This is a genomic window from Enterobacter sp. kpr-6, from assembly GCF_900116015.1.
In the GTDB taxonomy this organism is placed as follows: Bacteria; Pseudomonadota; Gammaproteobacteria; order Enterobacterales; family Enterobacteriaceae; genus Enterobacter_D.
The window spans coordinates 164,883-189,777 of the sequence record NZ_FOYH01000007.1; the positions used below are offsets into that span (position 1 = coordinate 164,883).

27 protein-coding genes are annotated in these 24,895 nt (G+C 55.1%); 14 read left to right on the top strand and 13 right to left on the bottom strand.

All coding sequences use genetic code 11. From position 1 onward, the window contains the following. The first annotated feature begins 137 nt into the window (after positions 1-137). From BM373_RS16655 to agaD, 5 genes are read left to right on the top strand one after another with little or no spacing between them, the layout of a single operon-like run. Positions 138-1,283, top strand: a complete 1,146-nt coding sequence (locus BM373_RS16655) for an SIS domain-containing protein (protein WP_090463784.1) — start codon at positions 138-140, stop codon at positions 1,281-1,283. A gap of 3 nt (positions 1,284-1,286) precedes the next feature. Beyond that, entirely contained in the window at positions 1,287-2,159 is an 873-nt protein-coding gene (gene kbaY / locus BM373_RS16660) for a tagatose-bisphosphate aldolase subunit KbaY (protein WP_090463787.1), read from the top strand. A gap of 49 nt (positions 2,160-2,208) precedes the next feature. Then, complete coding sequence (gene agaB / locus BM373_RS16665; protein ID WP_090463790.1) at positions 2,209-2,685, top strand: PTS galactosamine transporter subunit IIB; 477 nt, start codon at positions 2,209-2,211, stop codon at positions 2,683-2,685. 54 nt (positions 2,686-2,739) lie between these two features. Further along, positions 2,740-3,543 (top strand): PTS galactosamine transporter subunit IIC, encoded by an 804-nt coding sequence (gene agaC, locus BM373_RS16670; protein WP_090463793.1) that lies wholly within the window; start codon positions 2,740-2,742, stop codon positions 3,541-3,543. Beyond that, positions 3,533-4,324, top strand: coding sequence for a PTS galactosamine transporter subunit IID (gene agaD, locus BM373_RS16675; protein WP_090463796.1), 792 nt, complete (start codon positions 3,533-3,535; stop codon positions 4,322-4,324). The genes agaC and agaD overlap by 11 nt, the downstream gene beginning before the upstream one ends. A 103-nt stretch (positions 4,325-4,427) precedes the next feature. On the opposite strand, the gene BM373_RS16680 is transcribed toward agaD, so the two are convergent. Then, positions 4,428-5,429 carry a Fic family protein gene (locus BM373_RS16680; RefSeq protein ID WP_090463799.1) on the bottom strand — a complete coding sequence of 334 codons (1,002 nt, stop codon included), beginning with the start codon at positions 5,427-5,429 and terminating at the stop codon, positions 4,428-4,430. Positions 5,430-5,432: 3 nt separating this feature from the next. Then, positions 5,433-6,296: a 16S rRNA (cytidine(1402)-2'-O)-methyltransferase gene (rsmI, locus tag BM373_RS16685; RefSeq protein ID WP_090463802.1), complete on the bottom strand. Its 864-nt coding sequence runs from the start codon at positions 6,294-6,296 to the stop codon at positions 5,433-5,435. 62 nt (positions 6,297-6,358) lie between these two features. On the opposite strand from rsmI, the gene BM373_RS16690 reads away from it, so the two are divergent. The 4 genes from BM373_RS16690 to dolP are packed head-to-tail and all read left to right on the top strand — an operon-like array spanning position 6,359 to position 9,994. Then, a complete protein-coding gene (locus tag BM373_RS16690) occupies positions 6,359-8,443 on the top strand; it encodes a penicillin-binding protein activator (protein WP_090463805.1) in 2,085 nt (694 codons plus the stop codon). Beyond that, on the top strand, positions 8,401-8,796 hold the full coding sequence (locus tag BM373_RS16695) for a YraN family protein (protein ID WP_090463808.1): 396 nt from the start codon (positions 8,401-8,403) through the stop codon (positions 8,794-8,796). Before BM373_RS16690 ends, BM373_RS16695 begins: the two co-directional genes overlap by 43 nt. A 22-nt stretch (positions 8,797-8,818) precedes the next feature. Beyond that, complete coding sequence (gene diaA / locus BM373_RS16700; protein WP_090463811.1) at positions 8,819-9,409, top strand: DnaA initiator-associating protein DiaA; 591 nt, start codon at positions 8,819-8,821, stop codon at positions 9,407-9,409. A 9-nt stretch (positions 9,410-9,418) separates the two neighbouring features. Continuing rightward, positions 9,419-9,994, top strand: a complete 576-nt coding sequence (dolP, locus tag BM373_RS16705) for a division/outer membrane stress-associated lipid-binding lipoprotein (RefSeq protein WP_090463813.1) — start codon at positions 9,419-9,421, stop codon at positions 9,992-9,994. 147 nt (positions 9,995-10,141) lie between these two features. On the opposite strand, the gene BM373_RS16710 is transcribed toward dolP, so the two are convergent. Together BM373_RS16710 and BM373_RS16715 are read right to left on the bottom strand one after the other, a co-directional pair. Further along, positions 10,142-11,182, bottom strand: a complete 1,041-nt coding sequence (locus BM373_RS16710) for a permease (RefSeq protein WP_090463816.1) — start codon at positions 11,180-11,182, stop codon at positions 10,142-10,144. A gap of 76 nt (positions 11,183-11,258) precedes the next feature. Then, positions 11,259-11,906 (bottom strand): NAD(P)H-binding protein, encoded by a 648-nt coding sequence (locus BM373_RS16715; protein WP_090463819.1) that lies wholly within the window; start codon positions 11,904-11,906, stop codon positions 11,259-11,261. Between the two features lie 131 nt (positions 11,907-12,037). Here BM373_RS16715 and BM373_RS16720 point away from each other — a divergent pair, with 131 nt between their 5' ends. Then, complete coding sequence (locus BM373_RS16720) at positions 12,038-12,556, top strand: type 1 glutamine amidotransferase domain-containing protein (RefSeq protein ID WP_090463822.1); 519 nt, start codon at positions 12,038-12,040, stop codon at positions 12,554-12,556. On the opposite strand, the gene BM373_RS16725 is transcribed toward BM373_RS16720, so the two are convergent. Further along, positions 12,542-12,979 (bottom strand): YhbP family protein, encoded by a 438-nt coding sequence (locus tag BM373_RS16725; protein WP_090463825.1) that lies wholly within the window; start codon positions 12,977-12,979, stop codon positions 12,542-12,544. The genes BM373_RS16720 and BM373_RS16725 overlap by 15 nt on opposite strands. A gap of 54 nt (positions 12,980-13,033) precedes the next feature. Here BM373_RS16725 and BM373_RS16730 point away from each other — a divergent pair, with 54 nt between their 5' ends. After that, positions 13,034-13,336 carry a GIY-YIG nuclease family protein gene (locus BM373_RS16730; protein ID WP_090463895.1) on the top strand — a complete coding sequence of 101 codons (303 nt, stop codon included), beginning with the start codon at positions 13,034-13,036 and terminating at the stop codon, positions 13,334-13,336. On the opposite strand, the gene BM373_RS16735 is transcribed toward BM373_RS16730, so the two are convergent. Together BM373_RS16735 and BM373_RS16740 are read right to left on the bottom strand one after the other, a co-directional pair. Then, positions 13,323-13,826 (bottom strand): GNAT family N-acetyltransferase, encoded by a 504-nt coding sequence (locus BM373_RS16735; RefSeq protein ID WP_090463828.1) that lies wholly within the window; start codon positions 13,824-13,826, stop codon positions 13,323-13,325. The genes BM373_RS16730 and BM373_RS16735 overlap by 14 nt on opposite strands. Beyond that, complete coding sequence (locus BM373_RS16740; RefSeq protein WP_090463831.1) at positions 13,820-14,344, bottom strand: ubiquinone anaerobic biosynthesis accessory factor UbiT; 525 nt, start codon at positions 14,342-14,344, stop codon at positions 13,820-13,822. The genes BM373_RS16735 and BM373_RS16740 overlap by 7 nt, the downstream gene beginning before the upstream one ends. A 240-nt stretch (positions 14,345-14,584) precedes the next feature. Between BM373_RS16740 and BM373_RS16745 the strand changes: the two genes are divergently transcribed. From BM373_RS16745 to BM373_RS16755, 3 genes are all read left to right on the top strand, one after another. Beyond that, complete coding sequence (locus tag BM373_RS16745) at positions 14,585-15,580, top strand: ubiquinone anaerobic biosynthesis protein UbiU (protein ID WP_090463833.1); 996 nt, start codon at positions 14,585-14,587, stop codon at positions 15,578-15,580. Next, entirely contained in the window at positions 15,571-16,467 is an 897-nt protein-coding gene (locus BM373_RS16750; RefSeq protein WP_090463836.1) for a U32 family peptidase, read from the top strand. The genes BM373_RS16745 and BM373_RS16750 overlap by 10 nt, the downstream gene beginning before the upstream one ends. Positions 16,468-16,547: 80 nt before the next feature. Continuing rightward, positions 16,548-17,555, top strand: a complete 1,008-nt coding sequence (locus tag BM373_RS16755) for a luciferase-like monooxygenase (RefSeq protein WP_090463839.1) — start codon at positions 16,548-16,550, stop codon at positions 17,553-17,555. Between the two features lie 150 nt (positions 17,556-17,705). On the opposite strand, the gene mtr is transcribed toward BM373_RS16755, so the two are convergent. From mtr to rpsO, 6 genes are all read right to left on the bottom strand, one after another. Next, on the bottom strand, positions 17,706-18,950 hold the full coding sequence (mtr, locus tag BM373_RS16760) for a tryptophan permease (protein ID WP_090463842.1): 1,245 nt from the start codon (positions 18,948-18,950) through the stop codon (positions 17,706-17,708). Between the two features lie 149 nt (positions 18,951-19,099). Further along, complete coding sequence (locus tag BM373_RS16765; RefSeq protein ID WP_090463848.1) at positions 19,100-21,019, bottom strand: DEAD/DEAH family ATP-dependent RNA helicase; 1,920 nt, start codon at positions 21,017-21,019, stop codon at positions 19,100-19,102. Continuing rightward, positions 21,012-21,092: a protein YrbN gene (gene yrbN / locus BM373_RS21500; RefSeq protein ID WP_123349176.1), complete on the bottom strand. Its 81-nt coding sequence runs from the start codon at positions 21,090-21,092 to the stop codon at positions 21,012-21,014. The genes BM373_RS16765 and yrbN overlap by 8 nt, the downstream gene beginning before the upstream one ends. A gap of 106 nt (positions 21,093-21,198) precedes the next feature. After that, positions 21,199-22,083, bottom strand: coding sequence for a lipoprotein NlpI (gene nlpI / locus BM373_RS16770; RefSeq protein ID WP_090463851.1), 885 nt, complete (start codon positions 22,081-22,083; stop codon positions 21,199-21,201). A 113-nt stretch (positions 22,084-22,196) separates the two neighbouring features. Continuing rightward, entirely contained in the window at positions 22,197-24,332 is a 2,136-nt protein-coding gene (pnp, locus tag BM373_RS16775; protein WP_090463854.1) for a polyribonucleotide nucleotidyltransferase, read from the bottom strand. 244 nt (positions 24,333-24,576) lie between these two features. Then, positions 24,577-24,846: a 30S ribosomal protein S15 gene (gene rpsO, locus BM373_RS16780; protein WP_004385056.1), complete on the bottom strand. Its 270-nt coding sequence runs from the start codon at positions 24,844-24,846 to the stop codon at positions 24,577-24,579. Between the last annotated feature and the right edge of the window lie 49 nt (positions 24,847-24,895).

The window sequence follows — 24,895 nt, forward strand, 5'->3', positions numbered from 1 at the left end:
TTCGTTTTATTTCCTTTTGCACATTGACCCTTCGTTTTCTTTCTTATAGATTTTCTTTAACGCAGTACCCCTATTAGCGCAATGAAACGAAAGGAAAGACCTTTCTTTCAGCTTAATGCCCGACTAAGGACTTTGTAATGAGCGAACAGTACGCTACTGATGTATTCACCACATGGACTGAAAAAGAGATCCGCCAGCAGCCCGACTGCTGGATGCAGAGCCTGGCGACGATCGATGCACGCCGTCAGGAGATCGACGCGTTTCTCTCTCCGGTTCTCGCCCTGCCGGATGTGAAAATCGTGCTCACAGGCGCAGGCACTTCGGCGTTTATCGGCGATATGATCGCGCCCTGGCTTGCCAGCCAGAGCGGGCACAATATTGTGGCGATCCCGACCACCGATCTGGTGACCAACCCCATGGATTATTTACGCGCGGATCAGCCGACGCTGCTGGTGTCGTTTGCCCGCTCCGGTAACAGCCCGGAAAGCGTGGCCGCGGTGGATCTGGTGGATCAATGCGTGGAAAACAGTTTTCATCTGGCGATCACCTGCAACGAGGGCGGTAGCCTGTATCAGAACGCACAGTCCTGCGATAACGCCTTGGCGCTGCTGATGCCTGAAGAAACCCACGATCGCGGATTCGCGATGACCAGCAGCATCACCACCATGATGGCAAGTTGCCTTGCGGTGTTTGCCCCAGAGACGATCAACCGCACCACCTTTGCCGATGTCGCGCAGCGCTGCCAGCAGATCATCGCCTCACAGGGTGATTTCAGCGGTGCGGTGTTTGGTGATTTACCTTATCAGCGCGTGGTCTATCTGGGCTGCGGCGGATTGCAGGGCACAGCGCGGGAATCGGCGCTAAAAGTGCTGGAACTGACAGCGGGAAAACTGGCCGCTTTTTATGAAACCCCGACCGGCTTTCGCCACGGGCCAAAATCACTGATCGACAAACAGACGCTGATCGTGATGTTTATTTCCGCTCACCCTTACACCCGCCAGTACGATCTGGATCTGTTAAACGAGTTACAGCGCGACGGCGAAGCGATGCGGGTGATCGCCATTACCGCTGATCCGATCGCGGCGCAGGACACCATCACCCTGCCCCCGGCCCGCACCTTTACTGATGTTGAACAGGCTTTCTGCTTTTTGATGTACGCCCAGATTTTTGCCCTGACGCAATCCATCAAGGCGGGTATCACCCCGGACACCCCATCAGTCAACGGCACCGTCAATCGCGTGGTGCAGGGCGTCATCATCCATCCATGGCAAGATCAGGAGTAGAACATGGCGATCATCTCCACGAAATACATGTTGCAGGCAGCGCAGGCCGGACGTTACGCCGTGCCGGCGTTCAATATCCACAACGCCGAAACCATCCAGGCGATCCTTGAAGTGTGCCAGGAACTGCGATCGCCGGTGATCCTCGCGGGCACGCCGGGCACCTTTAAGCACATCGCCTTTGAAGAGATTTATGCCCTGTGCAATGCCTATTCAGAAAGCTACGACATGCCGCTGGCGATCCACCTCGATCATCACGAATCACTGGCGGATATCCGCCGTAAAGTCGGCGCGGGCGTGCGCAGCGCGATGATCGACGGCAGCCACTTCCCGTTTGAAGAAAACGTCGCCCTGGTGAAATCCGTGGTCGATTATTGCCACCGCCATGATTGCAGCGTCGAGGCCGAGCTTGGGCGTCTCGGTGGTGTGGAAGACGATATGAGCGTCGATGCCGAAAGCGCATTTCTGACCGACCCTGAAGAGGCACGCCGTTTTGTAGAACTTACCGGCGTCGATAGCCTTGCAGTCGCCATTGGCACCGCGCATGGTCTCTATACCCATCGGCCCAAAATTGACTTTGACCGGCTGGAGAAGATTAGCAAGGTGGTCGATATCCCTCTGGTCCTGCACGGCGCAAGCGATGTCCCGGACGAATATGTCAGGCGCGCGATTGAGCTGGGCGTGTGTAAAGTCAACGTCGCCACCGAACTGAAAATCGCCTTTGCCGCCGCGGTCAAAAAATGGTTTGGCGATAACCCGGAGGGCAACGATCCGCGTTATTACATGCGCGTCGGCATGGATGCAATGAAAGCGATTGTCAGCGATAAAATTAAGGTATGCGGTTCGGCGGGAAAATTAATGCCAGAATCAATCACCTGAAAGCGAATTTATCGATATCACCTGTTCACTTAACGCTGGAATTAAAAATATGAGTACTCCCAATATTCTGTTAACCCGCATCGATAACCGGCTGGTGCATGGTCAGGTCGGCGTGACATGGACCTCCACGCTGGGTGCAAATTTGCTGGTGGTGGTGGACGATGAGGTCGCTACCGATGAGGTGCAGCAAAAACTGATGGGTATTACTGCCGACACGTACGGATTTGGTATTCGTTTTTTTTCCGTCGACAAGACCATCAACGTTATTTCAAAAGCGGCTCCCCATCAGAAAATATTCCTTATTTGCCGTACGCCTGCGATTGTTCGTCAACTGGTGGAAGGCGGCGTGCCATTAAAAGAGGTCAACGTCGGCAATATGCATTTCTCCGAGGGGAAAAAACAGATCAGCAGCAAGGTTTATGTTAACGACCAGGATTTAGCCGATCTGCGGTTCATTAAACACAGCGGCGTTAACGTATTTATTCAGGATGTGCCGGGCGATCAGAAAGAATTTATTCCTGATTAATCCCCGTCTCGATAAAGGCAACAAACAAGACCATTAACAGAACGAGGCGTTAAAATGCATGAAATAACATTGATGCAGGGGATAGCCCTTGCAGCCCTGGTGTTTTTTCTGGGGATCGACTTTTGGCTTGAAGCACTGTTTATGTTCCGCCCGATTATCGTCTGTACTCTTACCGGTGCGATCCTCGGGGATATTCATATTGGCCTTATCACCGGCGGTTTAACCGAACTGGCGTTTGCGGGCCTGACGCCAGCGGGCGGCGTACAACCGCCCAACCCCATTATGGCGGGGCTGATGACCACGGTGATCGCCTTCTCGACGGGCGTGGATGCAAAAACCGCCATCGGCCTTGGCTTACCCTTCAGCCTGTTGATGCAGTACGTGATTCTGTTCTTCTACTCCGCGTTTTCGCTGTTTATGTCGAAGGCGGATAAATCTGCGAACGAAGCCAATACTGCCGCGCTTTCACGTCTCAACTGGACCACCACGCTGATCGTTGCCAGCTCGTATGCGGTGCTCGCGTTCCTCTGCACCTATCTGGCGCAGGGCGCGATGCAGTCGCTGGTAAAAGCCATGCCCGCATGGCTGACCCACGGCTTTGAAGTCGCAGGCGGCATCCTTCCGGCGGTCGGCTTTGGCCTGCTGCTGCGCGTGATGTTCAAAGCGCAATACATCCCTTACCTGATCGCTGGTTTCCTGTTCGTTTGCTACATCCAGGTCAGCAACCTGTTACCTGTGGCGGTACTGGGCGCGGCCTTTGCGGTGTACGAATACTTCAGCAGCAAAACCAGAACGGCCCAACAGGCAGCCGTGGCAACCAAAGAAAACTCTACTGAGGATTACAGCAATGGGATCTGAAATTACTAAAAAGGACATCACGCGGTTAGGGTTCCGCTCCTCTCTGCTACAGGCCAGTTTTAACTATGAAAGGATGCAGGCGGGCGGTTTCACCTGGGCGATGCTGCCTTTGCTGAAAAAGATTTATAAAGATGATAAAGCGGGCCTGAGCGCGGCCATGAAGGATCATCTGGAATTTATTAATACCCATCCTAATCTGGTCGGCTTCTTAATGGGGCTGTTGATCTCCATGGAGGAGAAAGGCGAAAACCGTAATACCATCAAGGGCCTGAAAGTTGCATTATTTGGCCCGATTGCCGGGATTGGTGATGCTATTTTCTGGTTCACCCTGCTGCCCATTATGGCCGGGATCTGCTCTTCCTTTGCCAGTCAGGGAAATATTCTCGGGCCGATTCTGTTTTTCGCGGTCTATATCGCCATCTTCTTTTTACGCGTGGGCTGGACGCATATTGGCTATACGCTGGGGATAAAAGCCATCGACCGGGTTAGGGAAAACTCGCAAATGATTGCCCGCTCGGCCACCATTCTGGGGATCACCGTTATTGGCGGACTGATCGCGTCATACGTGCATATTAACGTCATCACGACATTTGCCATCGATGACACACACAGCGTGGCGCTGCAAAAAGATTTCTTCGACAAGGTGTTCCCAAATATTTTACCGATGGGCTATACCCTGCTGATGTATTACCTGCTGCGCGTGAAAAAAGCGCACCCGGTATTATTGATTGGCGTGACGTTTATATTATCGATTGTCGCATCAGCGGCGGGGATTTTATAAGCAAAGCGATAAAGGCATCATGCCGGATGGAATGTTTACAACGCCATCCGGCAAAACGCACATCGGGTAATCAACTAAAAAAGAATTTCTGGAACGTTTAGTCTTATAAAACCTGCCAGTATCCGCCCTTAGTGGGGCCGCAACGCTGCACTTTTTTCTTCTGTTGTAACGCTTTCAGGTGACGCTCAATGGTGCGATCCGTCACGCCCAAAGCCTGCGCAAGCGTTTTTGCGGTATGGCCGGGGTGAAGCTGAATTAGCTCAATCAGTCTGGTTTCCATCGCGGTAAGCCTGTTGGCGATTTCTTCCGACATTTGTTCCGACATTTCTTCCGACACACCGGGAAGCGATACCAGTCCCTCTTGCAACGCGGCGGCGATATTTTCCAGCATGAACTCAATAAACAGTGTGCATTCACTGGCCCGATCATACTCGCGGAGTACCTGGTAATAGCGCTCCTGTTGATGATGGATCAGCGTTTCAACGGGCAACCAAGCCAGTTCAGGCCGCCATGAACTTAGAATCAGCGTTTGCCACAGGCGTCCCATGCGCCCGTTGCCATCGGCAAACGGATGGATAAATTCAAATTCGTAATGGAAAACAGAACTGGCTATCAGTGGATGAAGGTCGGTGGCGGCCAGCCAGTCAAGCAGTTCATGGACAAGCCGGGAAACCTGAGAAGCAGGGGGAGCCATATGCACCAACTGCCGATCGCGGTAAATACCCACGTCACCACGGCGTAATACACCGGGATTATCGACCAGCCCCGTCATTAAAAGATGGTGTGCGCTCAGCAGATCAGAGAAGCGACCGTAATGCCAGTCAGACAGCTTCTCATACGCCTTAAGGGCGTTTCTGACCTCCTGAATATCCTTCGCTGGCGCAAGGACGCGTTTACCCTCCATGACTGCCGTAACCTGTTCCGTTGTCAGACTATTATGCTCAATTGCCAGCGATGCCTGAATGGTGCGGATTCGATTCTCTTTGCGCAGTAATGGCGAAGCGCGCCCGGCCTGTGCCGCCCAGTGCCCCATAAGCTCGCCGATACTTACCACCTGATTAAGTATCGCCGTTGTGATCGTAAACGGGGGCTGGTAGCGGCTCATCGCTTATTCTCCCTGTTCCTCCAGCGCGTGTTTATACAGCGCGTTTTTCTTCACGCCATGGATCTCGGCGGCGAGCGCGGCGGCTTTTTTTAGCGGCAGTTCGGCCTGAAGTAGTGCGAGGGTGCGCAACGCGTCGGCGGGCAGATCTTCTTCCTGAGCTTTATGGCCTTCAATAATCAGCACCATTTCGCCTTTGCGGCGGTTTTCATCTTCTTTTACCCATGCGAGCAGTTCGCCAATCGGTGCACCGTGGATTGACTCCCAGGTTTTGGTCAGTTCGCGTGCCAGCACCACGTAACGGGATTCACCCAGCACGGCGCAGATATCTTCCAGACTGTCGATGAGGCGATGGGTGGACTCGTAAAAAATCAGCGTGCGTGGCTCGGCTTCGATGGCTTTCAGCGCATCGCGGCGGCCTTTGGATTTGGCGGGCAGGAAACCTTCGTAGCAGAAACGATCGGAGGGCAGTCCGGCGGCGCTCAGTGCCGCAATCGCGGCGCAGGGGCCGGGCAGCGGTACAACACGAATTCCGGCTTCACGGCAGGTGCGCACCAGATGGTAGCCCGGATCGTTAATCAGCGGCGTACCGGCATCGGACACCAGCGCGATGTTCTGCCCTTCTTTTAACTTAGCCACCAGCGTCTCGGCTTTTTGCTGCTCGTTATGATCGTGCAAGGCGAACAGGCGTGCGCTGATGGCGAAATGTTGCAGCAACAGCCCGGTGTGGCGGGTATCTTCCGCCGCAATCAAATCAACGCTTTGCAAAACGGTGAGGGCACGCTGGGTAATATCAGCCAAATTCCCGATAGGAGTGGGTACAATATAAAGCTGACCTTGAGAATTCTCTGCTGATTCGTGTTGTTTCATTGTTTCATCCGTAGTGCCGATTTAATATTGAGCATTGCATAAAAAATATCACTGGATACAGAATGGTACCCTCAACATTTCTTCGTTCAAAAGCCGTGCGTTGTTTGCCTGTGGTGCTGGCCGCCCTGCTGTTCGCGGGCTGCGGAACACAGGCCCCCGATCAGAGCAGCGCGCATATGCAGGGCACAGCGCAGGCTGACTCCGGTTTTTACCTGAACCAGATGCAGCAAAGCGCCGATGATAGCAAGACCAACTGGCAATTACTCGCCATTCGTGCACTGCTTAAAGAGGGTAAAACCCAGCATGCGAGCGAGCTGTTTACGCAGTTACCGCAGGATCTGAACGACGATCAGCGTAAAGAGCAGGCGTTGCTGGCGGTAGAACTCAAAATCGCGCAGAAGGATTTTACGGGTGCGCAGGCGCTGCTTGAGAAATTAAAACCCAACGATTTCGCTGAAAACCAGCGGGCACGCTACTGGCAGGCCCATATTGATGCCAGCCAGGGCCGTCCGTCATTAGCGTTACTGCGGGCGCTGATTGCCCAGGAACCGCTGCTGGCAGCCAAAGATAAACAGGCTAATATCGACGCCACCTGGCAGGCACTCTCTCAAATGACGCCGGATCAGGCGCGCGCGCTGGTCATCAACGCCGATGAAAACGTGCTGCAAGGCTGGCTGGATCTGCAACGCGTATGGTTCGATAACCGTAACGATCCCAACATGCTCAAAGCAGGCATCAGCGACTGGCAGGTACGTTATCCGCAAAACCCCGGCGCGAAAATGCTGCCTTCCCAACTGGTGAATGTGCAGAATTTTAAACCCGCCTCCACCAGTAAAATCGCCCTGCTGCTGCCGTTAAATGGTCAGGCGGCGGTGTTCGGTCGTACCATTCAGCAAGGTTTTGAAGCGGCGAAAAACGGCGTGGCAGCAGTGTCTGGCCCGGCGGAACCGTCGCAAATGGCTCAGGCGGCCACCACCGATGAAAACGGAGACGTTGTTAGTCCGTCTGATGCCGCGATCGGTGAGTTAACCAACGAACAGCAGGAACAGCCTGAAGCCGCACCGACAGAAACGGCAGAACCGGAAGCGACTCCGCAGGCTGGCACCGTCAACGATCCAGTCAGCGCGCCGCAAACGGATACTGCGCAGACGGTCGCCAGTACGCCTGCAAGCCCTGGTGCTGAGCTGAAAATTTACGATACCACCTCTCAACCGCTCGATCAGATCCTCAATCAGGTGCAGCAGGACGGGGCCAGCATTGTGGTCGGGCCGCTGCTGAAGAACAATGTGGAAGAACTGATGAAGAGCAACACAGCACTGAACGTGCTGGCGCTGAATCAGCCAGAAGCGGTCGAAAACCGGGCCAACATCTGCTACTTCGCGCTGTCGCCGGAAGATGAAGCCCGCGACGCGGCGCATCACATCTGGGATCAGGGCAAACGCGCCCCGCTTTTACTGGTTCCCCGCAGTGCGTTAGGCGATCGCGTCACCAGTGCCTTTGCCAGCGAATGGCAGAAACTCGGCGGCGGCACGGTGTTGCAGCAAAAACTGGGCTCTGCGGCTGAACTGAAAATGGGCATTAACGGCGGTTCCGGGATCGCCATGAACGGGACGCCGGTAAGCACCAGCGCGTCGGCACAACCGGGCGTCACTATCGGCGGCCTGACCATTCCGGCTCCGCCAACGGATGCGCAAATCACCGGCAGTGGCAATGTGGACGCCGCTTACATCCTGGCAACCCCGTCTGAAATTGCGCTGATTAAACCGATGATCGCTATGCGTTCTGGCAGTCAGAGCGGCGTAACGCTGTATGCCAGCTCCCGCAGTGCACAGGGTGGCGCAGGCCCCGATTTCCGTCTGGAAATGGAAGGCTTGCAGTACAGTGAGATCCCGATGCTTGCGGGCGCGAACCCGGCGCTGATGCAGCAGGCATTAAGCCGCGTTAACAATGATTATTCGCTGGCGCGTCTTTACGCGATGGGCGTGGATGCCTGGGCGTTAGCCAACCATTTCTCGCAGATGCGTCAGGTGCCCGGCTTTGAACTTAACGGCAATACCGGCGATCTATCGGCAAGCCAGGATTGCGTGATTAACAGGAAGTTATCATGGCTCAAATACCAGCAGGGGCAGATCGTTCCGGCCAGTTGACCCGTAAACAGATCGGCGACGCGTGGGAGTTAAAGGCGCGTCGCTGGCTGGAAGGCAAAGGACTGCGTTTGATTGCCGCCAACGTGCAAACGCGTGGCGGCGAAATTGATCTGATCATGAAACATGGCCCCACAACGGTCTTTATTGAAGTGCGCTATCGAAAAACGGCCTCTTTCGGCGGTGCGGCTGCCAGCGTCACGCGACCTAAACAGCGCAAACTCTTGCAGACTGCCCGTTTATGGCTCGCCCGCCACAATGGGAGTTTTGATACTGTGGATTGCCGGTTCGATGTGATAGCCTTCACCGAAAATGACGTTGAGTGGATACAAAACGCCTTTAACGACCACTCATAAATGCTTAAACCAAGGGATCATCGTGCTCGAAAGAATTAAAGTCTGCTTTACGGAAAGCATTCAAACTCAGATTGCAGCGGCGGAAGCTCTGCCGGATGCGATTTCCCGTGCGGCTATGACGCTGGTTCAGTCCTTGCTTAACGGCAACAAAATCCTCTGTTGTGGCAATGGCACTTCCGCCGCCAATGCACAGCATTTTGCTGCCAGTATGATCAACCGGTACGAAACAGAACGCCCCAGTTTACCGGCCATTGCACTTAATACCGATAACGTGGTCTTAACTGCGATTGCTAATGACCGGATGCAACACGAGATCTATGCCAAGCAGGTACGGGCACTGGGTCATGCGGGTGACGTGCTGCTGGCGATTTCCACACGCGGCAACAGCCGCGATATCGTTAAAGCCGTGGAAGCGGCGGTGACGCGCGACATGACTATCGTGGCGCTCACTGGCTATGACGGCGGCGAGTTGGCCGGGCTGCTCGGCCCGCAGGATGTGGAGATCCGCATTCCCTCTCACCGCAGTTCACGCATTCATGAAATGCATATGCTGACGGTCAACTGTTTATGCGATCTGATTGATAACACGCTATTTCCTCACCAGGATGATTAAGGAGTACACATGAAGGCATTTTCGCCCCTCGCAGTCCTTATTTCTGCGCTACTGCTTCAGGGATGTGTTGCCGCAGCGGTCGTGGGCACGGCGGCGGTTGGTACGAAAGCAGCAACCGATCCGCGCAGCGTTGGCACCCAGGTCGATGACGGAACGCTGGAAGTTCGCGTGAATAATGCGCTGTCGAAAGACGAGCAGATCAAGAAAAACGCGCGTATTAACGTCACCGCTTATCAGGGCAAAGTGCTGCTGGTGGGCCAGTCGCCAAACAGTGAACTCGCATCACGCGCCAAACAGATCGCGATGGGCGTGGATGGCGCGACGGAAGTGTATAACGAGATCCGCCAGGGCCAGCCGATTGGTCTGGGCACGGCGTCAAATGACACCTGGATCACCACGAAAGTGCGTTCGCAGTTGCTGGGCAGCGACCAGGTTAAGTCGTCGAACGTGAAAGTGACGACGGAAAATGGCGAAGTCTTCCTGCTGGGCCTGCTGACCGAGCGCGAAGCGAAAGCGGCAGCGGATATCGCCAGCCGGGTCAGCGGCGTGAAGCATGTGACCACGGCGTTTACGTTTATTCAGTAAGTCCCCTTTCCCCTCACCCCGGCCCTCTCCCAATGGGAGAGGGGGAAAAACGAGTCCGCGCCCGGACTAACCCCTCTCCCTCCGTGAGAGGGTGAAAAGCCCGGACTGTTCCCTCTCCCATTGGGAGAGGGTTAGGGTGAGGGTAAATCACACCAGCGCAACAGCACCGGTCAGCACACCACACACCGCCACCAGCCCACCCGTCAGCCACAAGGCTTTTGCCGGGAACGATTTACGCAGCATTATCAGCGACGGCAGACTCACCGCCGGAAGGGTGATCAGCAGTGCCAGCGCGGGCGCGATGCCCATGCCAGCCAGCATCATAGTCTGCACAATCGGGATTTCCGCAGCCGTTGGGATCACAAACAGGCACCCCACCACCGCCATCGCGATGACCCACAGCAGCGTGTTATCCACCGCGCCTTCCGCATGCGGGAACAGCCAGACGCGCGCGGCACCCAGGACCAGCACCGCCAGAATGTAAACAGGGATAGTGCTCCAGAATAATGACCACAGCGCTCTGCCCCAGCGCGTCAGGAAATCGCCCTGCGGCGGCTGTGGTGTCGCCATCTCAACGGGTGCCAGTGGTTGCGCATCGTCCTTCACCAGACGCTGCACCAGCATCGCCACACCGAGCACGGTCACCAGCCCCGCCGCCAGGCGGATCAGCGCGAAATGCCAGCCGAGTACAAAACCCATAAACACCAGCGTGGCGGGATTCAACAGCGGATTGCCCATCCAGAACGCCAGCGCCCCGCCCATGGAAATCTGCTGGCGGCGCATTCCGGCGGTGACCGGCGCGGCACAGCACGAGCACATCATGCCCGGCAGCGAAAACAACGTTCCCAGAAGCGTGCCGCGAAAGCGCGGTTGACCGAGCGTGCGCAGCAACCAGTCGCGCGGAATTAAGACCTGGATCAGCGAGCCGAGCAGTACGCCGAGCACGGCGGCTTTCCAGACGGCGAGGAAGTAAACCATGGCGTAGTCGAGCGCTGCCTGCCAGGGCGTTGCCGCCGCCTGGCCGAGAATCGATTTACCGATGCTGTGCGTGTCGGCAGCGAGAAAGGCTTTGCCGTAATAAGGCTGCCATTTCACATACCAGAGGCCGACGATAACGACGAGAAAAAAGAGTGCGGGTTTCCACCACTGAACCGGTGTTACCGCCTGAGATGAAGACTGACCAGTCATAGCATTCCCCGGGGATCATTATGGATATTATTGAGCGGGCAAATACTACGCCTGGCGTCAGGCTTTGGGAACTATTTTACTCTTTCTCGCGCTCAGCGATCTCCCGCAACTGCGCTGAGCTTAACACCGTCACCCCTTCCTGCGCGGGTGACAGCGCGGTGACCAGCATAGCGGTGGCCACATCTCGCGCATTTATGGATTTTAAGTTACCGGGCAGCAGACGGAATAACGGAGCCATCAGCGATTCGTTAAAGCGGTGCTTCGTGCGGTCGCCGAGCAGCATTGACGGGCGGGCGATGGTCAGGTGTTCCCAGCGCTGTGCTTTAAGCGCGTCCTCCATTTTGCCTTTCACCTGGTTATAGAAAAAGGGCGAGCGGGCATTCGCGCCCATTGAGCTGACCACCAGCATATGTTTTGCCCCCAGCCGTAGCCCCGTCAGCGCGGTATCCACCACCAGCGTATAATCGGCGTGAATAAATGCCTCTTTGCTGCCCGCCTCGCGCCGGGTGGTGCCGAGGCAACAAAAAACGATATCCACCGGATCGGTGACCTGAGCAAGCGCGTCAGTAAGCTGCGGATCGTAAGGATTAAATACCCTGGGTGTGGGATCAAGCGGGCGGCGAGTGGGTGCGGCGATCGAGGTAACTTCACGCGTCTGGATGAGCATCCGCAGTAAGTGCCCACCAACCAGTCCCGTTGCGCCTGTGATCAATACCTGACTCATAGCTTCTCCTGTTTACAGATTAGTCCGCCTTGCAATGTCATTGTGCTGAACCAAACTTAGAGTCTGGTCTTCGTCATTATTAACGATTTACGGCGAATTCACCTGTCTGAAGCCAAAACAACGGAGGAAGTATGGGCAAGAAGATTGCAGTCTTGATCACCGACGAGTTTGAAGATTCAGAATATACCTCTCCCGCAGAAGCGTACCGGAAAGCGGGCCATGAGGTGATCACCATTGAGAAAGAAGCCGGGAAAACCGTCAGCGGGAAAGAAGGCGAAGCGACCGTAACCATCGATAAAAGCATTGATGAGGTGTCGCCTGATGATTTTGATGCGCTGTTGCTGCCGGGCGGTCACTCTCCCGATTTACTGCGCGGCGATGAGCGTTTTGTGACGTTTACCCGTGACTTTGTGAATTCCGGCAAGCCGGTGTTTGCGATTTGCCACGGCCCGCAGTTGCTTATCAGCGCAGAGGTGGTACGCGGGCGTAAGTTGACGGCGGTGAAGCCTATCGTCATTGATTTGAAAAACGCAGGCGTGGAGTTCTACGACCAGGAAGTGGTGATCGATAACGATCAGATCGTCACCAGTCGTACCCCGGATGATTTGCCCGCGTTTAACCGCGAATCGCTGCGTCTACTCGGTACCTGAGTCGCGTAGCCAGTGAAGTTTTTTACCAAAGCCCAGTGTGTTGTCGGTGAATTTGATTTCATCAAGTTCGATCTCCCAGACGGGAGCCGCCAGCACTCTGGCAACCGGAAAGCGACGGTTGTACTGCTCACGCAGGGCCTCGCTTTCTTCTTCATTTAGCCGACGGATCACCCCTTTAAACTGCACGCCACGGATTAACGCCACGGTTTTCGGCTGTCCGTTGACGGTGCCTGCCACTTTAGCCTGCGGCCCGGTCATCTGTGCATGGCGGGTATGATCTTCACTGAGGATGTAGAACGCGACTTTTTTGCTATCAAAGAGATAAAAGGCGTTTGCGCACCACAACTCTCCCTGATTTGCCACACACCAGGTTAATACATGTTGCTTTGCCAGCCAGCGATTAATGGCTGCGAGTGATTCCATCTGTCGTATTCCTCATGCTATGTTGCGCCCACTGACTCTTATGTGAACGCTGTGATGACGCCCTGGTTTCTCTATCTTATTCGCACCGCTGATGACTCTCTCTACACGGGCATTACGACGGATGTTTCGCGTCGCGTGACTCAGCACCAGACGGGTAAAGGCGCGAAGGCATTACGGGGTAAAGGCGAGCTACGGCTGGCCTTTGCTGCTCAGGTTGGTGAACGCTCACTTGCGTTAAAGATTGAGTATCGGATCAAGCAGTTAACGAAGCGCCAGAAAGAACGCCTCGTTACCAATGACGGTTCGTTTGAGGCGCTGTTAAGCAGCCTGCAGATGCCCGCGCTTAAAAGCGATTGAAATGATCGTGATACTCCACGAGGCCCGTCACGCCTTTTAAGGCATCATCGGCCAGCGGATGGATCTGGAATGCGCTTTCCGTGCCCGGCCAGCGGCAGTGGAGATCGTAGTGTGCGGCCTGCTCAAAACCAAGACGGCTGTAAAACGCGGAGTCGCCCAGCGCCACCACAGCGGCATAACCAAATTCATTGAGTGAATCCAGTCCTTCATACACCAGCTGGCGCGCCAGCCCCTGACCGCGATAGTTTTCATCTACCGCCAGCGGTGCCAGTCCCACCCACTGCATGTCCTCACCCTGAATGGTCACCGGGCTGAAGGCCACATAGCCAATCACCTGCCCTTCATCATCCGTGGCGACAAGGCCCAGCGTGATTAAACCGTCTTCACGCAAATCGTGTACCAGACCGGCTTCGCCATCCCCGTTGAAGGCGCGACGGAGTAATGCGTCAATGCCTGGCGCATCAATGGGTATTTCGACTCTAATCAGCATGGCTCACCTACAGTGATTGGTTTGGTTGCTGCGGGAGGTTGCAGGCCCGCTTCAACAAAGTCCGCCAGTTGCATCAGCATGACGCGCAAGGGTTTTGGCATCTGCTCCAGTTCAATGGCGTCCATCAGGTTTTTAACGTACAGCCCAAGTTCGGTATCGCCTTCAATGACCAGGCGGCGCTGGAAGAACAGCGTGTCTGGATCCTGCTTGCGGGCGGCTATCATCAGCAAATCGCTGGCATCCGCGCTAAAGCTGACATCGGCGGTGGCAGTCTGACGCACAATAAGCTGCCCCTCTGCAACAGAGGTATACCACTTCAGGCCGATATCACGCACCTCAATACTTAACCAGCGTCCTTCGAGGAACTCAAGTTCTCCCTCCGCCAGCGCCTGCTGAAATTGCCAGCGCAGCATCTGTTCCAGCACCTGGCGTCTCAGCGCAAAAGGCGCAAGTTTGACGGGCACACTCAGTAATGAAGGGCCCGCGAGAACGAGACGTGAGCGCAGTTTATCCAACACAAGCTTTACTCCCTGAAATGAAACGTGTGCGTATTCTGCCATATCGCACAACTGACATAGCGGCGTAAATCAACAATTACGGAGAAGAAATACACCTTTATGGATGTCATGAATACGCGATTAACTGCCTCAAATCAAAAATTGTCGCCGAAGGGTTAACTAAAATCCCAGTTCGTTAACATTTTTAGCACCTCGCACGTGCACCCGGGCCTGCTGGCCCGTCAAATTGCAGGATATCTTATGGAGTTGCTCTGCCCGGCCGGAAATCTCCCGGCGCTGAAGGCGGCCATCGAAAACGGGGCTGACGCCGTTTATATCGGCCTGAAAGATGATACTAATGCCCGCCATTTTGCCGGACTCAACTTCACGGAGAAAAAGCTCCAGGAAGCGGTGAGCTATGTGCATCAGCATCGCAAAAAACTGCATATCGCCATTAATACCTTTGCCCACCCCGACGGCTACGCACGCTGGCAGCGGGCGGTGGATATGGCGGCACAACTCGGCGCGGATGCGCTGATTCTGGCGGATCTGGCGATGCTGGAATACGCCGCCGAACGTTACCCGCACATTGAGCGCCACGTTTCTGTGCAGGCGTCGGCAACCAACGACGAAGCGATCCGTTTTTATCATCGCCACTTTGATGTGGCCCGTGTGGTACTGCCGCGCGTCCTGTCGATTCACCAGGTGAAACAACTGGCGCGTACTACGCCGGTTCCGCTGGAGGTCTTCGCCTTCGGCAGCCTGTGCATTATGGCCGAGGGGCGCTGCTATCTGTCGTCTTACCTGACCGGCGAGTCGCCCAATACCGTGGGAGCCTGCTCGCCCGCCCGCTTTGTGCGCTGGCAGCAAACCCCGCAGGGGCTGGAGTCCCGTCTCAATGAAGTGCTGATCGACCGCTATCAGGATGGCGAAAACGCCGGGTATCCGACGCTGTGTAAAGGCCGCTATATGGTAGAGGGCGAGCGCTATCACGCGCTGGAAGAACCCACCAGCCTGAACACACTGGAACTGTTACCTGAACTTCTGGCGGCAAATATCGCCTCGGTGAAAATCGAAGGCCGCCAGCGCAGCCCGGCGTATGTCAGCCAGGTGGCGAAAGTCTGGCGTCAGGCCATCGACAAATGTATGGCCGCGCCGGAAAGCTATGCGCCGCAGGCCGCATGGATGGAGACGCTTGGGGCGATGTCGGAAGGCACGCAAACCACCCTTGGCGCATATCACCGTAAATGGCAGTGAGAACAACCATGAAATATTCATTAGGGCCGGTGCTTTATTACTGGTCGAAAGAGACGCTGACCGACTTTTATCAGCAGGCAGCCACCAGCAGCGCTGACGTTATCTATCTTGGCGAAGCCGTGTGCAGCAAGCGCCGCGCCACCAAAACCGGCGACTGGCTGGACATGGCAAAAGCCCTCGCCGGGAGCGGCAAACAGGTGGTGCTCTCTACCCTTGCGCTGGTGCAGGCATCATCCGAACTGGGCGAATTGAAGCGTTATGTCGAGAACGGGGAATTTTTGGTGGAAGCCAGCGATCTCGGCGTGGTGAATCTGTGTGCCGAGCGCAAGCTACCGTTTGTCGCCGGACATGCGCTCAATTGCTATAACGCGGTGACGCTTCGCCTGCTGCTGAAACAGGGCATGGTGCGCTGGTGTATGCCGGTGGAACTCTCCCGCGACTGGCTGGTGAATTTGCTGAATCAGTGTGACGAACTGGGCATTCGTAACCAGTTTGACGTAGAAGTGCTGAGCTACGGGCATCTGCCGCTGGCCTACTCCGCCCGCTGCTTCACCGCCCGTTCGGAAGATCGGCCAAAAGATGAATGTGAAACCTGCTGCATTAAATACCCGACCGGGCGTAACGTGCTGTCGCAGGAAAATCAGCAGGTGTTTGTGCTTAACGGCATCCAGACGATGAGCGGCTACGTCTATAACCTCGGCAATGAACTAACGTCAATGCACGGGCTGGTGGATATGGTGCGCCTGTCACCGATGGGCAATGAGACGTTCGCCATGCTCGACGCCTTCCGGGCCAATGAAAACGGCACCGCCCCGCTGCCGCTGGCTGCCAACAGTGATTGCAATGGTTACTGGAAGCGCCTGGCCGGGCTGGAGTTGCAGCTCTGAAAAAAAGCTCACTTTGTTAACAACAGTTATTAAATTTTAATGCACTATTAAAAGATACATCGTCGACAAAGTGAGCTGTTATGTCTGATAAATCCATTTCATTTTCGGTGCTGGACCTGGCACCGATCCCGCAGGGCGCGTCTGCCCGTGACGCGTTTGGACACTCGTTAGATCTCGCTCGTCTGGCTGAAAAGCGCGGTTATCACCGCTTCTGGCTGGCGGAACACCACAATATGACCGGCATCGCCAGCGCCGCAACCTCGGTGCTGATTGGCTATCTGGCGGCGAACACGACCACTCTGCACCTGGGTTCCGGCGGCGTGATGCTGCCGAACCACTCCCCGCTGGTGATTGCCGAGCAGTTCGGCACGCTCAATACGCTTTATCCGGGGCGTATCGATCTCGGTCTGGGCCGTGCGCCGGGCAGCGACCAGCGCACCATGATGGCGCTGTGCCGTCATATGAGTGGTGATATTGATAATTTCCCGCGCGACGTGGCGGAACTGGTGGACTGGTTTGATGCCCGCGATCCAAATCCACATGTGCGGCCGGTGCCGGGTTACGGCGAGAAAATCCCGGTATGGCTGTTGGGATCGAGCCTCTACAGCGCACAACTGGCCGCCCAGCTTGGTCTGCCGTTCGCATTCGCCTCGCACTTCGCTCCGGATATGCTGTTCCAGGCGCTGCATCTGTACCGCACCAACTTTAAGCCTTCGGCGCGTCTGGAAAAGCCGTATGCGATGGTCTGCATCAATATCGTTGCCGCCGACAGTAACCGCGATGCGGAATACCTGTTCACGTCCATGCAGCAGGCGTTTGTGAAGCTGCGCCGGGGCGAAACCGGACAACTGCCGCCGCCGATTGAAAATATGGATCAGTTCTGGTCACCAGCAGAGCAGTACGGCGTGCAGCAGGCACTGAGCATGTCGCTGGTGGGTGATACCGCGAAAGTGCGGCACGGGCTGGAGTCGATTCTGCGTGAAACCCAGGCCGATGAGATTATGGTCAACGGCCAGATTTTTGATCACCAGGCGCGACTGCATTCGTTTGATTTGGCGATGCAGGTGAAAGAGGGGTTGCTGGGGTAAGGTGATTGGGTAGCCCCTCACCCCGGCCCTCTCCCACAGGGAGAGGGAGAAAACCTGGTCCGCGCTCGAGCTGTCTTCTCTCACCTAAACCGGGATCGCGCTCGATCTGTCCCCTCTCCCCTGGGAGAGGGTTAGGGTGAGGGGTAAATATTACTGATAAATCGGCAACAGATTAAAGCTCGATAAAATATGCACCACTGCGTTCCCTACCCCGAACACCAGGATCAATGCAATCATTGGCTTTCCGCCCCAGACGCGGAAAGTTGGGCTGCCGAAGCGCTTGCGTGATTTACGTGCCAGCAGCGCAGGGACAATTGCCGCCCAGATGGTTGCCGCAAGCCCGGCATAACCAATCGCGTATAAAAAGCCGTTCGGCCACAACAGGCCGCCAACGACCGGCGGCAGGAACGTCAGCAACGCGGTTTTAAATCGTCCCATCGCAGAATCATCAAAACCAAACAGATCGGCCAGATAATCAAACAGGCCCAGCGTCACGCCCAGGAAAGAGCTGGCGACGGCAAAGTTTGAAAACACCACCAGCAGCAGATCCAGACTGCGACTGTTCAGCACACCACTTAGCGCTTCTACCAGCACATCAATGTTGCCACCCTTTGCTGCAATGCCGATAAACGCCGGGCGCGGAATGTTGCCCATGGTGCCGAGCAGCCAGATGGTGTACAGCGCCAGCGCCAGTAAGGATCCGAAGATAATGCAGCGTACAATGGTGCGCGGATCTTTGCCGTAAAACTTCATCAGGCTCGGTACGTTACCGTGGTATCCAAATGAGGCCAGACAGAACGGCAGCGTCATCAGTAAATAGGGAGTGTAGGACGCGTGGCTTTCGCCAACGTTCAGTAACGTGGCGGGTTCCACATGCCCCAGCAGGCTACCGAAAGTAAGAAAGAAAGTGATGACTTTGGCACCCAATACGATAGCCGTCATGCGGCTGACGGCTTTGGTGCTCAGCCAGACCACGAAAGCCACCAGCAAGGCAAAACTCAATCCCGCCAGCCGCGCCGGGACGTTAAGCGACATTTCAGAGAGGGTGTGATGCAGAATGGAGCCGCTCGCCGAAATGTAGGCGTAGGTCAGAATATAGAGCACAAAGGCAATGGAAATGCCGTTGACCACATTCCAGCCTTTGCCCAGCAAATCTTTGGTGATGGTGTCGAAGCTCGCACCGATACGGTAGTTCAGGTTGGCTTCGAGGATCATCAGCCCGGAGTGCAGCATGCAAAACCAGGTGAAAACCAGTGCTGCCAGCGACCAGAAGAACCACGCCCCCGACATCACCACCGGCAGAGAAAACATGCCAGCGCCAATAATCGTGCCGCCGATGATAACCACTCCCGCCAGTAGCGAGGGAGTCGTTTGTGTGGTCGTTAAGGTCGCCATCCCGGTATTTCTCCTGTTTTCAGTAAAAGCTCCAGTCAATGAAGCAACCGCCGCAATGTACCAGTACATGAGTACAAAAGAAAGAAAAAAAGCCCCGATGGTTGAGATCGGGGCTGGAAGCTTTACTTTACAGTAAATCTTTTATGCGATTATGCATCACCGAAGCGACGACGGCCAGTTGCGGCACCGTCTTCACGACGCGGACCACGGCTGCCTTCACGACGTTCGCCGCTGAAGCGACCTGCACCCGGTGCTGCGCCTTCACGACGCGGACCACGGTTGCCTTCGCGACGCTCGCCGCCACCGAAGCGACGTTCACCCGCCGGACGATCGCTACCACCGCGACGCTCATGCGGCTGTGCATCGCCCAGCAGTTGCATGTTCATCGGCTTGTTCAGAATACGCGTGCGGGTGAAGTGTTGCAGAACTTCGCCCGGCATACCTTTCGGCAGCTCGATAGTGGAGTGCGTACCAAACAGCTTGATGTTACCGATGTAACGGCTGCTGATGTCGCCTTCGTTAGCGATAGCGCCAACAATGTGACGAACTTCAACGCCATCATCACGGCCCACTTCGATGCGATACAGTTCCATTTCGCCAGCGTCACGACGCTCACGACGCGGACGATCTTCACCACCACGCTCAGGACGATCACCACGCGGACCACGATCGTTACGGTCGCCACGACGTTCAAAACGCTCGTCACGCTCACGGAATTCACGCTTCGGACGCATCGGTGCATCTGGCGGTACGATCAGAGAACGTTCGCCCTGCGCCATTTTCAGCAGTGCCGCAGCCAGGGTTTCGATATCCAGCGCTTCACCTTCCGCGGTCGGCTGGATGTTCGCCAGCAGAGCACGGTACTGATCCAGATCGCTGCTTTCCAGTTGCTGCTGAACTTTAGCGGCAAATTTTTCCAGACGGCGTTTGCCCAGCAGTTCTGCGTTCGGCAGTTCTGCTTCCGGAATGGTCAGCTTCATGGTGCGTTCGATGTTACGCAGCAGACGACGCTCGCGGTTCTCAACGAACAGCAGTGCACGACCTGCACGACCCGCACGACCGGTACGACCGATACGGTGAACGTAAGACTCGGAGTCCATCGGGATGTCGTAGTTAACAACCAGGCTGATACGCTCAACGTCCAGGCCACGGGCCGCAACGTCGGTTGCAATCAGGATGTCCAGACGACCATCTTTCAGGCGCTCCAGGGTTTGCTCACGCAGTGCCTGGTTCATGTCACCGTTCAGCGCGGCGCTGTTGTAACCGCTACGCTCCAGCGCTTCAGCCACTTCCAGGGTCGCATTTTTGGTACGAACGAAGATGATAGCCGCATCAAAATCTTCTGCTTCCAGGAAACGCACCAGCGCTTCGTTTTTACGCATGCCGTATACAGACCAGTAGCTCTGGCTGATGTCCGGGCGAGTGGTTACGCTGGACTGAATGCGCACTTCCTGCGGCTCTTTCATAAAGCGGCGGGTAATGCGACGAATCGCTTCTGGCATGGTTGCGGAGAACAGCGCGGTCTGATGTTCAGCCGGGATCTCAGCCATGATGGTTTCAACGTCTTCGATGAAGCCCATACGCAGCATTTCATCCGCTTCGTCCAGTACCAGACCTTTCAGGCCGGACAGGTTCAGCGTGCCACGTTTTAAGTGATCAAGCAGGCGGCCCGGGGTGCCCACAACAACTTGTGGACCCTGACGCAGGGCGCGCAGTTGCACGTCATAACGCTGACCGCCGTAAAGGGCTACAACGTTTACGCCATGCATATGTTTAGAGAAATCAGTCATCGCTTCTGCAACCTGAACAGCAAGTTCACGGGTCGGAGCGAGTACGAGGATCTGCGGAGCACGCAGGTCCGGGTCAATGTTGTGCAGCAACGGCAGCGAGAACGCTGCGGTTTTGCCGCTACCCGTCTGGGCCATACCCAGCACATCGCGGCCAGACAGCAGGTGCGGGATGCACTCAGCCTGGATCGGAGATGGTTTTTCGTAACCGAGATCGTTAAGGGCTTCAAGAATAGAGGTTTTCAGCCCCAGATCGGAGAAAGTGGTTTCGAATTCAGCCATGTAGTACAAGTGCCTCAATGTCAGTGGCGGCCAGTCTACATAACTCATCGTGAAATTGATCTGCAATTTTCATTGAAAAGTGTGAACCGGCTCAAATTAGGTGTATTGACGAACAACAACGCCCTCACCCGTTAAGATGATGGCAATCAAAAGAGATCGTGGGCTGATATGTTCGTCAGCTATTGCTGGTCCGATTCTGCCAGGTCGTCATGCTCCTGGCCCAAGAGCGCTAATTCCAACAATGCATAACGGTGCTCAACGAAGTTGTGTACGTTGTTAGCAACCGCCAGTTTGAACAGTGCCGTGGCGCTGTCCATTTCCCCCAGACTTAGGTAGTACTTACCTAAATAGAAGTTGGTTTCACTGAGATGCTCAGCGAGCGAGGTGTTATCCGTTGCGTCCGCCTTCAGGCGTTCCATTAACGTTGCTTCGTTAATGTTGCCTAGGTAGAACTCGACAATGTTCCATCCCCATTGTTCTTTGTCCGATTTCTCGAAGCGCTGTTTCAGGGCTTCTTTCGCCTGCTTCTCATCGAGCTTACGCTCAACAACGTAAAGCCACAGGCTGCGGAAAGGATCATTGGGATCGTCTTGATAAAACGCCAGCAGATCATCTTGCGCTAACTTATCACGTCCGCCGTAATAGAGGGCGATACCGCGATTCAAGTGCGCGTAGTTGTAAGTTGGATCAAGCTCAAGTACAGAATCAAACGCTTCATAAGCGGCATCAAAGTTGCCCGCTTGCGTTAAGTATATACCAAGGTAGTTAAACACCTCAGGCATATCGGGTCGGATTGCCAGCGCTTGTGAGAAATCATTTCGCGCTAATGCCCTCAGACCGAGACTATCATACAACACTCCGCGCTCATATAAAAGCTGTGCGCGTTCGTCGTCGGTTAAAGCCCGACTGGCAAGAATTTGTTCCATGCGTGCCAGAATCACTTCTTGCTGCAAAGTCGGTTGCAATGGCACCGCGAGGACTTCGCTCTTACGCCAGGCAGAGTTGCTGCATCCTGCCAGCGTTAAAGCTGTCGCAACGAAACACCAGCGCAAAAAAGGCTTCATTTCCCACTCCCGAAGACAACAATTTGATGAACGTCCTGTCCCCCGGCTGCAAACACGGCGTCCTGCCCGGCATTAAAAGCTCTCCGTCAATGACGGAGAGCTAAATAGCAACCTTACTCGCCTTGTTCTGCCGCAGGCGCTTGTGGCGCTTCTGCTGGCTGAGACTGTTCAGTCGCTTCTTTGATGCTTAAACGGATACGGCCCTGGCGATCAACTTCCAGAACTTTAACCGGAACTTCCTGACCCATTTGCAAGTAGTCAGTGACTTTCTCTACACGCTTATCAGCGATCTGAGAAATGTGCACCAGACCTTCTTTACCGCCACCGATGGCAACAAACGCACCAAAGTCGACGATACGGGTCACTTTACCATTATAGATACGGCCCACTTCGATTTCTGCGGTGATCTCTTCGATACGACGAATCGCGAATTTCGCTTTCTCGCCGTCGGTCGCTGCTATCTTCACAGTACCGTCATCTTCGATTTCGATGGTGGTGCCTGTTTCTTCGGTCAGCGCACGGATCACAGAACCGCCTTTACCGATCACATCTTTGATCTTGTCCGGGCTGATCTTGATGGTGTGGATACGCGGTGCGAACTGAGAAATATCGCCACGCGGTGCGTTGATCGCTTGCTCCATCACGCTCAGGATGTGCAGACGTGCACCTTTCGCCTGGTTCAGCGCAGCATGCATGATCTCTTTGGTGATACCTTCAATTTTGATATCCATCTGCAGTGCAGAGATACCGTCGCGGGAACCCGCCACTTTGAAGTCCATATCGCCCAGGTGATCTTCGTCGCCCAGAATGTCAGACAGCACAACGTAGTTGTCGCCTTCTTTCACCAGACCCATTGCGATACCCGCAACGGCGGCTTTAATCGGCACGCCTGCATCCATCAGTGCCAGAGAAGCACCACACACGGAAGCCATAGAGGAAGAACCGTTAGATTCGGTGATTTCAGAAACCACACGAACGGTGTACGGGAATTTCTCGATTTCCGGCATCACTGCCAGTACGCCGCGCTTCGCCAGACGACCGTGACCAATCTCACGACGCTTCGGCGAGCCGACCATACCGGTTTCGCCTACGGAGTACGGAGGGAAGTTATAGTGGAACAGGAAACTGTCAGTGCGCTCACCCATCAGTTCATCGATGTTCTGTGCGTCACGGGTGGTGCCCAGCGTGGCCGTAACCAGCGCCTGAGTTTCACCACGGGTGAACAGTGCAGAACCGTGAGTACGCGGCAGCACGCCAGTACGCACGTCCAGACCACGGATCATGTCTTTTTCACGGCCATCGATACGTGGTTCGCCTGCCAGTACGCGGCTACGAACAACGTTTTTCTCAATGGCGTGCAGAATGTCGCCCAGCTCGTTCGCGTCCAGAGACTCATCTTCTGCCAGCAGTGCAGCAATAGCGTCAGATTTGATTGCATCAACCTGAGTGTAACGCTCTTGCTTGTCGGTGATGCGGTAAGCATCGCTCAGACGGGATTCTGCCAGTGCTGCAACGCGCGCATTCAGCGCATCGTTAGCGGCTTCAGGCTGCCAGTCCCAACGCGGTTTACCCGCTTCTTTCACCAGATCATTGATGTTCTGAATAACGATCTGCTGCTGCTCGTGGCCAAATACCACCGCGCCCAGCATCTGGTCTTCACTCAGCAGTTCTGCTTCGGATTCAACCATCAGCACAGCGCCTTCGGTACCGGCAACAACCAGATCCAGTTTGCTCTCTTTCAGCTCTTCCTGGGTCGGGTTCAGCACGTACTGGTCATTAATGTAACCTACGCGAGCAGAACCGATCGGGCCGTTGAATGGAATACCAGACAGAGACAGGGCAGCGGATGCGCCAATCATTGCCACGATATCCGGGTTAACCTGCGGGTTAACGGAAACAACAGTTGCGATAACCTGAACTTCGTTAACGAAGCCTTCCGGGAACAGCGGACGAACCGGGCGGTCAATCAGACGCGCAATCAGGGTTTCGCCTTCGCTTGGACGGCCTTCACGACGGAAGAAGCCACCCGGGATTTTACCGGCAGCGTAAGTACGCTCCTGGTAGTTAACGGTCAACGGGAAGAAGTCCTGGCCTGGTTTCGCTTTTTTCTGACCAACTACGGTTACGAAAACCGCAGTGTCATCCATGCTTACCATAACAGCGGCAGTTGCCTGACGCGCCATCATGCCGGTTTCCAGGGTCACAGTATGCTGACCGTACTGGAATTTACGAATGATCGGATTAAGCAAAATTTTATCCTTTCTTAATGTATGACAGCACACCATGAGGTGTGCTGACGTGTAAACCCGATCTTCTCTGCATCCTCGCGACTAATGACAACCCTAACCCAAATTGGGTAAAGCCTCTCATTAGCCGCGCGAACCTCTGCAACGAAGATCATTCATAGCAACAATACAGTAGTTTAGAGTGAATTGCTGCCGTCTGGTTGAAAAAAGGGGCCGTTAAGGCCCCTTTCTCTGAAACTCGCCAGACTTAGCGACGCAGACCCAGACGCTCGATCAGCGCGGTGTAGCGTGCAACATCTTTACGCTTCAGGTAGTCGAGCAGTTTACGACGCTGAGAAACCATGCGCAGCAGACCACGACGGCTGTGGTGATCTTTTTTGTGCTCTGCAAAGTGACCTTGCAGGTGGTTGATCTGGGCAGTCAGCAGGGCAACCTGAACTTCGGTAGAACCGCTGTCGTTCTCGCCACGACCAAACTCGGAAACGATTTTTGCTTTAGCTTCAACGCTTAGAGACATTTTAAACTCCAAAATTAAAAGAATTACAGGACGCCGATCTCTAATTCAG